The organism is Pseudothioclava alba (assembly GCF_033100795.1).
In the GTDB taxonomy this organism is placed as follows: domain Bacteria; phylum Pseudomonadota; class Alphaproteobacteria; order Rhodobacterales; family Rhodobacteraceae; genus Pseudothioclava.
This window is the reverse complement of the sequence record NZ_JAWLVI010000002.1, coordinates 313,739-323,413: the sequence shown is the minus strand read 5'-3', so window position 1 is coordinate 323,413 and position 9,675 is coordinate 313,739. Positions and strand designations below refer to the sequence as shown.

Annotated in this window: 8 protein-coding genes; 3 read left to right on the top strand and 5 right to left on the bottom strand. The window is 62.0% G+C overall.

All coding sequences use genetic code 11. The annotated features are described in order from the left end of the window. The first annotated feature begins 26 nt into the window (after positions 1-26). Together RYZ20_RS07490 and RYZ20_RS07485 are read left to right on the top strand one after the other, a co-directional pair. Positions 27-944 carry a sulfite exporter TauE/SafE family protein gene (locus RYZ20_RS07490; protein ID WP_317672007.1) on the top strand — a complete coding sequence of 306 codons (918 nt, stop codon included), beginning with the start codon at positions 27-29 and terminating at the stop codon, positions 942-944. Next, positions 941-1,708 carry a TIGR02186 family protein gene (locus RYZ20_RS07485; RefSeq protein WP_317672005.1) on the top strand — a complete coding sequence of 256 codons (768 nt, stop codon included), beginning with the start codon at positions 941-943 and terminating at the stop codon, positions 1,706-1,708. The genes RYZ20_RS07490 and RYZ20_RS07485 overlap by 4 nt, the downstream gene beginning before the upstream one ends. Here RYZ20_RS07485 and RYZ20_RS07480 read toward each other — a convergent pair whose 3' ends face one another. From RYZ20_RS07480 to RYZ20_RS07470, 3 genes are all read right to left on the bottom strand, one after another. Continuing rightward, on the bottom strand, positions 1,709-2,440 hold the full coding sequence (locus RYZ20_RS07480) for an SDR family oxidoreductase (protein WP_317672003.1): 732 nt from the start codon (positions 2,438-2,440) through the stop codon (positions 1,709-1,711). It lies immediately after the preceding gene. 4 nt (positions 2,441-2,444) lie between these two features. Then, positions 2,445-3,998 carry an ATP-dependent DNA helicase gene (locus RYZ20_RS07475; RefSeq protein ID WP_317672001.1) on the bottom strand — a complete coding sequence of 518 codons (1,554 nt, stop codon included), beginning with the start codon at positions 3,996-3,998 and terminating at the stop codon, positions 2,445-2,447. An 82-nt stretch (positions 3,999-4,080) separates the two neighbouring features. After that, a complete protein-coding gene (locus tag RYZ20_RS07470) occupies positions 4,081-6,054 on the bottom strand; it encodes a protein meaA (RefSeq protein WP_317671999.1) in 1,974 nt (657 codons plus the stop codon). A gap of 296 nt (positions 6,055-6,350) precedes the next feature. Between RYZ20_RS07470 and ccrA the strand changes: the two genes are divergently transcribed. After that, on the top strand, positions 6,351-7,643 hold the full coding sequence (ccrA, locus tag RYZ20_RS07465) for a crotonyl-CoA carboxylase/reductase (protein WP_317671997.1): 1,293 nt from the start codon (positions 6,351-6,353) through the stop codon (positions 7,641-7,643). Positions 7,644-7,747: 104 nt separating this feature from the next. Here ccrA and RYZ20_RS07460 read toward each other — a convergent pair whose 3' ends face one another. Both RYZ20_RS07460 and RYZ20_RS07455 read right to left on the bottom strand, forming a co-directional pair. Next, complete coding sequence (locus RYZ20_RS07460) at positions 7,748-8,542, bottom strand: ATP-binding cassette domain-containing protein (protein WP_317671995.1); 795 nt, start codon at positions 8,540-8,542, stop codon at positions 7,748-7,750. Further along, positions 8,518-9,597, bottom strand: coding sequence for an ABC transporter permease (locus tag RYZ20_RS07455; protein ID WP_317671993.1), 1,080 nt, complete (start codon positions 9,595-9,597; stop codon positions 8,518-8,520). Before RYZ20_RS07455 ends, RYZ20_RS07460 begins: the two co-directional genes overlap by 25 nt. Positions 9,598-9,675: the final 78 nt, after the last annotated feature.

Genomic DNA, 9,675 nt, shown 5'->3' with positions numbered 1-9,675 from the left:
TGGAGTTCCACGCAAAGCGGACGGTTATGCAAATCTATCTGCCTATCGCCGAAGTCTCGGTGAACCTTTACCTTCTTTTGGGTCTTGGCGGCCTTGTCGGGCTGCTGTCGGGATTGTTCGGGGTGGGCGGTGGTTTTCTGATTACGCCCTTGCTGTTCTTCATCGGCATCCCCCCGACCGTCGCGGTTGCGACCGGTGCCAATCAGGTGGTGGCCTCGTCCGTTTCCGGCGTTTTGGCGCAGTTCAAGCGCAAAGCGGTCGATGTGCCGATGGGGCTGGTGCTGCTGGTTGGCGGCCTGATCGGCTCGGGCCTTGGTATCTGGGTGTTCAACCTGCTGACCGCGCTTGGCCAGATCGACCTTGTGGTGCAGCTCTCCTACGTCGTGTTCCTTGGCGCAATCGGCCTGTTGATGCTGCAAGAGGCGATCCGCACGATGCGCCGCGCCAAACATGGCGGCAAGCGAGTCAAACGGCACCAGCACAATTGGGTGCATAACCTGCCCTTCAAGATGAAGTTCCGCGCTTCGGGGCTGTATATCTCGGTGATCCCGCCGGTTCTGGTGGGGATTGTCGTCGGTATTCTCGCGGCAATCATGGGGGTCGGCGGCGGCTTTATCATGGTGCCGGCAATGATCTACCTGCTGGGGATGCCGACCAAGGTCGTGATCGGCACCTCGCTGTTCCAGATCCTCTTCGTGTCGGCCTTCACCACGCTGATGCACGCGATCACCAACCAGTCGGTCGATGTGATGCTGGCGCTTATGCTGATTATCGGGGGCGTGATCGGCGCGCAAATCGGCTCGCGCCTTGGCGCCCGCCTCAAGGCCGAGCAATTGCGCATCCTGCTGGCGCTTCTGGTGATTGCGGTCGCGCTGAAACTCGGGCTGGAGCTGCTGCTGCGCCCGAACGAGTTGTTCAGCCTGTTCCCCGGAGGTGACGCATGATCCGCGCGCTCCTCCTGTCATTCGCGCTGATATTCGCTTTCGCACAATCGCTGGCGGCGGAATCCGTGGTCGCGGGGTTGAGCCATGACAACATCGGCATCACGGCCTCGTTCAACGGCTCGGAAATCCTGATCTACGGCGCGGTGAAACGTGAGTCGCCCTTCCCTAACGAAAAGCCTCTCCACGTCATCGTGACGCTTGAAGGCCCGTCAGAGACCGTCAAAATCCGGCGCAAATCGCGCGAGATGGGGATCTGGGTCAATACCGACTCGGTGATCGTCGGGGCCGCGCCCACCTATTACTCCATCGCGACCACCGGCCCGATCGAGGAGATTCTCGATCCGACGGTCGACGTGCGCGAGCGTATCGGAATTCCGCTGGCGGTGCGCGCGTTCTCCGGCCCGATCGAAGTCAGCGACGCGCGGCCCTTTACGCAGGCGCTATTGCGTATCCGCGAGGGCGAAGGGCTATACTCTCTGAACGAAGGTGGCGTGCATCTGGTCGAGCAGACCCTGTTCCGCGCGGATTTCAAGCTGCCCTCGAACCTGATCGAAGGCGACTATAAAACCCGCATTTTCCTGCTGCGCGACGGGCAGTTGGTTGACCGGTATCAAACCGCGATCTATGTGCGCAAAGTCGGACTGGAGCGCTGGCTTTATATGCTGTCGCAAGACTATGCCGCACTTTACGGCCTGCTGGCACTGGCGCTCGCCGTTTTCGCCGGTTGGGCCGCCGCCGCGATTTTCCGTCTGTTCCGCGCCTGATCAGCCGCGCCCGACAAAAGGCATTTCGGTTGCCATCACCGTCATCTGCAAGACATTAGCACCGGGCGGCAGCGACGCCATGTGCATCACCGCCCGCGCGGCCTCGCGCACATCCATCATCGGCTCGGGCCGGACCGACCCATCAGCCTGCGGCACGCCTTTTTCCATTTGCGCGGCCAGATCGGTGCGCGCATTGCCGATATCAACCTGCCCCGTCGCGATGTTCAGCCCGCGCCCGTCCAAAGCCATCTGCTTGGTCATACCGTTGATCGCGTGCTTGGTCACCGAGTAAGCCAAAGACATCGGGCGCGGCACCTGCCCCGCGATCGAGCCGTTATTGATGATCCGCCCGCCTTGCGGCGTCTGCGCACGCATCCGCACAAAGGCCGCCCGCGCGCACAGGAACATCCCCGTCAGGTTGACATCAACAACCTCTTGCCATTCAGCAAGCGACACATCGTCGATCAGCGCCCCACGCGGGAAAATGCCCGCATTGTTGAACAACACGTCGATCCGGCCAAACCGCTCCATCACGGCGGTGAATGCCGCCTCGACCGCCGCTTCGCTGCGCACATCACAGGGCAGCGCAATCCCGTCCCCCAGAAGCGCCACCTCACGCAGCCGGTCCTCACGCCGCGCGATGCAGGCAACCTGCCAGCCATCCGCAAGGGCCATTTCAGCCACCGCGCGCCCGATCCCCGAGCTTGCCCCGGTCACCACCATCACCGCCATCGGCTTATCCTCCCAAATCGTCCGCTTGTTCAGGCATCAGTTTCAGCGTGCCACCCCCGCGCGGCAAGTCCTCGATGGACAGAGGCGCCGAAGGGCGCGCCAGGCGGTTGCGCGTGACCCACAAGAGGCGCTTTTCGGCGCGGGTAATCGCAACATAGGCAAGGCGCTTCCACAGAGGTATCCCCGCCTCGGTCCGGCCCGCGCGGTAGGCCGCATAAAGATCAGGCCCGAAGACCTGCACATCCTCCCATTGCGAGCCTTGCGCCTTGTGGATCGTCACCGCCGCGCCATGCAGAAACGCCGCCCCCATACGCGCGGCGAAGGGGATAAACGGCTCTTCTTGGTCCGGCACCTCGATCTTGATGATCGAGGCCGCAGACAGGCGCGGGTCTTCCGCCCCCATCACATGCAGGCGTGAAAACCCCGGCTTTTTCCCCGGTCCCAGATAGATTACCTGCGCGCCTTTGATCAGGCCACGCGCCTCAAGGTCGATACGTTTCTTGCGGTGCTTGAGCGGCAGCTCGATGCCGTCGCAAATCAGGGGTTCACCGGCAAGCAATTCATCCGCAGGCGCGCCAAAGGCCGCGCGGAACGCATGGATCAGGCGAATGCGCGTCGCATTGCGCCAGACCAACACCGGAGAGCGCGCCATCAGGTCGCTTTCCACCCGCCCGGCCCAGACGACCCGCTCATCCTTGGCGGCGATCTCTTCGATCATCCGCTCAAAGCGCTCAAAGGTCAGCCCCTCGTCCGCCAAAGCATGCGCCAAATCAAGGATCGGGTTATCCTGCGTCTGGCGGTGGATGCGGTGGAGCACATGCTTGGCGGGGTCGGGCAGACGTTCAAAACACATCTCGCCCGACTGGTTCACAGGGGCCAACTGCGCGGGGTCTCCAAACAGGACAAGCGTCGGGAAAATCTCGCGCAGGTCGTCGAACTGGCGCTCGTCCAGCATCGAGGCTTCATCGACGAAGCCGATGTCCAGCGGGTCGTCGCGCCGCTTCCAGCCCTGAATAAAATCGGACCCGCGCAGCCCCGCCGCAGCCAGCGCGCCCGGAATGGATTTGTTCGTCTCGTAAAACGCCTTCACGCGGTCCAGCGCCTCGTCCGACAACCCGTCCAGCCGCAGAATATCCAGATTTGGGCGCGACCCCTGCCCCGCCAGCCATTCAGCAATCGCCTCGTATTCGGGCGCGTAGACGGGGGTGTAAAGGATGCGGTGGATCGTGGTCGCGGGGACACCGCGCCCGCGCAGAACCGAGGCCGCCTTGTTCGTGGGCGCCAGAATCGCAAGCGTGCGCCGCTCTTTGCGCCGTCGACTTTCATAGTCGCCCGAGACCACCTCGACGCCCGCCTCCTCCAGCGCTTTATAAAGCGCGGCCAGAAGCATAGTCTTGCCCGAGCCAGCCTTGCCGATCACCGAGAGCACACGATTGCCGCCGCCATCGGGGCTAAGACTGCCCTCGACAATATCGACGCCAGCGGCCTCAAGCGCCTCGGCCACGGCATCCCAGGCTTCGGCCTGATCGTCGGAAAACTGGATCGGAGAATTGGTCATGCGCGCGACCTTACAGGCGCGCCTAAGAATGCGAAAGGGGAGCCGAAGCCCCCCATCCGTCTATTCAATTTACGTCTGCAGGTTACGCCGCGCGCTCTTGCGGGTCGGCCAGCGCCACGATGTCCATCATGATGCGGTTCAGCTCGAAATCCTTGGGCGTGTAGACGCGCGCAACCCCCATCGCGGACAGGCGCTTCGCGTCCTCGTCGGGGATGATCCCGCCCACCAGAACCGGCACATGGCCAAGCCCCGCTTTCGTCATCCGCTCCATCAGTTCCTCGACCAGCGGCAGGTGCGAGCCGGACAGGATAGAGATCCCCACGACATGCGCCTCTTCCTCCAGCGCCTTCGCGACGATCTGCTCGGGCGTCAGGCGGATACCGTCATAGGTGATGTCCATGCCGCAATCGCGGGCGCGGAAGGCGATCTGCTCGGCCCCGTTCGAGTGGCCATCAAGGCCCGGCTTGCCGACAAGGAACTTCAGGCGGCGGCCCAGCTTGGTGGACACGGCATCCACTGCGCCGCGAATGTCGTCCAGCCCTTCGGTCTTGTTCGAGGGCGAGCGCGACACACCCGTCGGGCCGCGATATTCGCCATGAACGCGGCGCATGACACCGGCCCATTCGCCCGTGGTCGCGCCCGCCTTGGCTGCCTTGATCGAGGCGGGCATGACGTTCTGCCCTGCGGCAGCGGCTGCACGCACCTCTTCCAGCGCGGCCTGCACCGCGGCTTCGTCCCGCTCGGCGCGCCACGCGTTCAGGCGCCCGATCTGCTCGGCCTCAACGGCCGGGTCGACAACCATGATCCCGCCATCGCCCGCCGTGAGCGGAGAGGGCTCGCCCTCGGTCCAGCGGTTCACACCGACGACGATCGTTTCTTCGGCCTCGATCCGGTTGATCCGTTCGGCATTCGCCTCGACCAGACGCCCCTTCATATAGTCGATCGCGGCAATCGCACCGCCCATCGAGTCGATCGTCGCCAGCTCTTGGCGGGCACCATCCTTCAGCGCCTCGACCTTGGCGGTCACGGCGGGGTTGCCATCGAACAGATCGCCATATTCCAGAAGATCGGTTTCATAGGCCATGATCTGCTGCATCCTGAGCGACCATTGCTGATCCCACGGGCGCGGCAGGCCCAAAGCCTCGTTCCAAGCGGGCAACTGCACCGCACGGGCGCGCGCGTTTTTCGACAACGTCACGGCCAGCATCTCGATCAGGATGCGGTAGACGTTGTTCTCGGGCTGCTGCTCGGTCAGGCCAAGCGAGTTCACCTGCACGCCATAACGGAAGCGGCGGTATTTCTCTTCCTCGATGCCGTAGCGATCACGGCAGATCTCGTCCCACAGCTCGGTGAAGGCGCGCATTTTGCACATCTCGGTCACAAACCGGATGCCCGCATTCACAAAGAACGAGATGCGCCCCACCATCGCCGGAAATGCCTCGGCCGGCACCTTGTTCTTCAGGTCATCCAGCACCGCAATGCCGGTGGCCAGCGCAAAGGCAAGCTCTTGCTCGGGCGTCGCACCGGCCTCTTGCAGGTGATAGGAACACACGTTCATCGGGTTCCATTTCGGCAGATGCTCGCGCGTGTAGGCGGCGACATCGGTAATCATCGCCAACGAGGGCTTGGGCGGGCAGATATAGGTGCCGCGCGAGAGGTATTCCTTGACCAGATCGTTCTGGACCGTGCCTTGCAGCTTGGACACATCGGCGCCCTGCTCTTCGGCCACCGCGATATAGAGCGACAACAGCCACGGCGCGGTCGCATTGATCGTCATCGAGGTATTCATCTGCTCAAGCGGGATCTGGTCGAACAGCGCGCGCATATCGCCAAGGTGGCACACCGGCACGCCGACCTTGCCAACCTCGCCCCGCGCAAGCGTGTGATCCGAGTCATACCCCGTCTGCGTCGGCAGATCGAAAGCCACCGAAAGGCCGGTCTGCCCCTTGGACAGGTTCGTCCGATACAGCTCGTTCGACTTTTTCGCGGTCGAGTGGCCCGCATAGGTGCGGAATAGCCACGGCTTGTCCTTGGCGGGTTTTGCTTGGTCGGTCATAGCGGGCTCCTGCATCCAGGGTCGATTCTCGTCTTCGCAACAAAATTGCGGCCTGAACCCAGATATGCGAAAGAAAGTGTCCCTGTCAATTCGCCGCAGCGCGGCAAATGCGGCGACGCGGCGTTCTTTAGTCTTATGACTAAAACAAAGGCCTTTACGCGCGCAGGTGACGCAGGGATAAGACACAAAATTACAAAATTGTAACGTCAACTATTGCTTTGTTGCGCGCGCGTTTGTATTTCGAGGATGAAACGCCGTCCGATTCTGCGATGCGGCGACAGACACAGGAGAGAGCCATGGCCCTTGACCAGAACACCGGGATCGCCCCCTACGACGCCCCCGAGAAGGACCTCTACGAGATCGGTGAAATGCCGCCCCTCGGCTATGTTCCGAAGAAAATGTATGCCTGGGCCATCCGTCAGGACCGCCACGGCGAGCCGGACAAGTCGTTCCAGGTCGAAGTCGTGGACACTTGGCAGGTCGACAGCCACGAGGTTCTTGTCCTCGTGATGGCTGCGGGCGTGAACTATAACGGTGTGTGGGCTGGCCTCGGCATTCCGGTCTCGCCCTTCGACGGCCACAAGCAGCCCTATCATATCGCGGGCTCTGATGCGGCGGGCATCGTCTGGGCCGTGGGCGACAAGGTGAAAACCTGGAAAGTCGGTGACGAGGTTGTGGTCCACTGCAATCAGGACGACGGCGACGACGAAGAATGTAACGGCGGCGACCCGATGTTCTCGCCCACCCAGCGGATCTGGGGCTACGAGACCAACGACGGCTCATTCGCGCAGTTCACCCGCGTTCAGGCACAGCAGCTTATGCGCCGCCCCAAGCACCTGACCTGGGAAGAAAGCGCGTGCTACACGCTGACGCTGGCCACCGCTTACCGGATGCTGTTCGGCCATCACCCGCATGAGCTCAAGCCCGGCCAGAACGTGCTGGTCTGGGGCGCCTCGGGTGGTCTTGGTTCCTTCGCGATCCAGTTGATCAATGCAGCGGGCGCCAATGCGATCGGCGTCATCTCGGAAGAGGACAAGCGCGACTTCGTGATGGGGCTTGGCGCCAAAGGCGTTATCAACCGCAAGGATTTCTCGTGCTGGGGGCAACTACCCAAGGTCAACACCCCCGAATATAACGCCTGGCTGAAAGAGGCGCGCCGCTTCGGCAAGGCGATCTGGGACATCACCGGCAAGGGTGTCAGCGTCGACATGGTGTTCGAGCACCCCGGCGAAGCAACCTTCCCGGTCTCGTCGCTGGTCTGCAAAAAGGGCGGCATGGTCGTGATCTGCGCCGGCACTTCGGGCTTCAACTGCACCTTCGACGTTCGCTACATGTGGATGCACCAGAAGCGCCTGCAAGGCTCGCACTTCGCCCACCTCAAGCAGGCGGCGGCAGCCAACAAGCTGATGCTGGAGCGTCGCATCGACCCCTGCATGTCCGAGGTCTTCCCTTGGGCGGAAATTCCGCAAGCCCACCTGAAAATGCTCCGCAACGAGCATAAGCCGGGCAATATGGCGGTTCTGGTGCAAGCGCCCCGCACAGGGCTTCGCACCTTCGAGGATGCTCTGGAGGCTGGCCCCAAGGCGTAAAACCCTTTGTCTCCCGGGTTTGACCCGCGTCCTTCGGGGCGCGGGTTTATCATATGCAATTGCCGCCCCCGAAGGAGCGGCATTTGCCGTTCAAGCGCCTATGTTCAGGCGGCGACCCCTTCGGGGTCTTTCGCGCCGGTCATCAGGGCCACCGCATCCGACATCGAATAATCCTTGGGGTTGATCGTGCACAGACGGCGCCCTAGGCGATGGATATGGATGCGATCCGCAACCTCGAACACATGCGGCATGTTGTGCGAAATCAGGATGATCGGGATCCCGCGCGAGCGCACATCAAGGATCAGCTCCAGCACGCGGCGGCTTTCCTTGACACCAAGCGCAGCGGTAGGTTCATCAAGAATAATCACCTTCGACCCGAACGCGGCGGCGCGCGCAACGGCAACCCCCTGACGCTGACCGCCCGACAGGGTCTCGACCGGTTGGTCGATGTCCTGAATCGTCATCAGCCCCAGATCCGAGAGCTTTTGCCGCGCGAAATCACGCATCGCACCATGATCGAGCTTACGGAACCACTTGCCTGCGACACCCGGCGCGCGCAGCTCGCGCCCCATGAACATATTGTCCACGATCGACAGTGCGGGGCTAAGCGCAAGTGTTTGATAAACCGTTGCGATACCGGCGTCCTGTGCCTCCAAGGGCGTGCTGAAATGAACAGGCTTCCCGTCCAGCTCAACCGTTCCGGCATCGGGCTGAACAGCCCCCGACAGCGCTTTGATAAGCGAGGATTTCCCCGCCCCGTTATCCCCGATCACCGCCAGAATTTCGCCGGGATACAGATCGAAATCGCAGTTATCGAGAGCGGTCACTTTGCCGTAGCGCTTTACCAGACCACGGGCTTTAAGAATGGGCTGCGTCATGCCGAAACCTTTCTGATCCATTGGTCGATGGCGACTGCGAAGATGATAAGCCAGCCGATTGCGAAGACCTGCCAAAGCACGTCCACACCCGCAAGACGAAGGCCCGAGTTGAACACGCCCACGATCAGCGCACCAAACAGCGCCCCCATGATCGAGCCGCGCCCGCCGAACAACGAAATCCCGCCAACCACAACAGCCGTGATGGATTGCAGGTTGCCGTCATAGAAGGCCTGCGGCGAGATCGAGCCAACCCGCCCGATCGAGGCCCAAGCCGCAATCGCGCAGACAAACCCCGCCAGCATATAGACCGAAATCAGTGTGCGGTCTGTGCGGATCCCCGCCAGTTCCGCCGCCTCTTTATCGTCGCCCACGGCATAGACGTGGCGGCCCCAGGCGGTCTTGTTCAGCATATACCACAGCACGACGAAGACCGCGATCATCAGGATCGAGCCATAGGTAATCCGCGCGCCGCCAAGGGCGATATTCTCGCCAAAGAATTTCAGAAGCGGCGCCTTGTCGTCGATGTCCTGCGAGCGGATCGACTGCGCGCCCGAAAGCCACAGGTTCAGCGCGTAGAAGATCGACCATGTCCCCAGTGTCGTGATGAAGGGCGGCAGTTTGACCTTGGTCACGAATAGCCCGTTCATCATCCCGGCCAGCGTGCCGCCCGCGAAAGCGATGATCAGCGCAAACACCGACGGCACGCCCAGATAGACCGACAGGTTCCCCGCGATCACCGCCATCAGCACCATAATCGCGGCGACCGACAGGTCGATGCCCGCGGTGATCACGATCAACGATTGCGCCGCCGCCAAGATCCCGATGATCGAGACCTGCTGCATGATCAGCGTCAGGTTGAAGGCGGAGAAAAACTTGCCGCCCGCGATAATTCCAAAGGCCGCGATCGAGACCAGAAGCACGATCACCGGCACCAGTGTCGGATTGCCATGAAGGGCGCGTTGAATGCGGTCGATGATACCCGCATGGGCGTTTTCGAAGCTCGCCACGCGGTTATCGCTTTGGTCGAGGCTGTCTTCGAAACTCTGCTTCGTCACGGGGCGCGATGTGTCGCTCATCTGGCGTGTTCCTTTGACGGGGTTTCAAATAAAAACGGAGGGGGCACCGATTGGCACCCCCTCCGCAGAAGGGGTCAG

Excerpts from the sequence above, each read along its gene's own strand:
- RYZ20_RS07490 (WP_317672007.1), top strand. The coding sequence starts at position 27 with ATGCAAATCTATCTGCCTATCGCCGAAGTCTCGGTGAACCTTTACCTT.
- RYZ20_RS07485 (WP_317672005.1), top strand. The coding sequence starts at position 941 with ATGATCCGCGCGCTCCTCCTGTCATTCGCGCTGATATTCGCTTTCGCA.
- RYZ20_RS07480 (WP_317672003.1), bottom strand. The coding sequence starts at position 2,440 with ATGGCGGTGATGGTGGTGACCGGGGCAAGCTCGGGGATCGGGCGCGCG.
- RYZ20_RS07475 (WP_317672001.1), bottom strand. The coding sequence starts at position 3,998 with ATGACCAATTCTCCGATCCAGTTTTCCGACGATCAGGCCGAAGCCTGG.
- RYZ20_RS07470 (WP_317671999.1), bottom strand. The coding sequence starts at position 6,054 with ATGACCGACCAAGCAAAACCCGCCAAGGACAAGCCGTGGCTATTCCGC.
- ccrA (WP_317671997.1), top strand. The coding sequence starts at position 6,351 with ATGGCCCTTGACCAGAACACCGGGATCGCCCCCTACGACGCCCCCGAG.
- RYZ20_RS07460 (WP_317671995.1), bottom strand. The coding sequence starts at position 8,542 with ATGGATCAGAAAGGTTTCGGCATGACGCAGCCCATTCTTAAAGCCCGT.
- RYZ20_RS07455 (WP_317671993.1), bottom strand. The coding sequence starts at position 9,597 with ATGAGCGACACATCGCGCCCCGTGACGAAGCAGAGTTTCGAAGACAGC.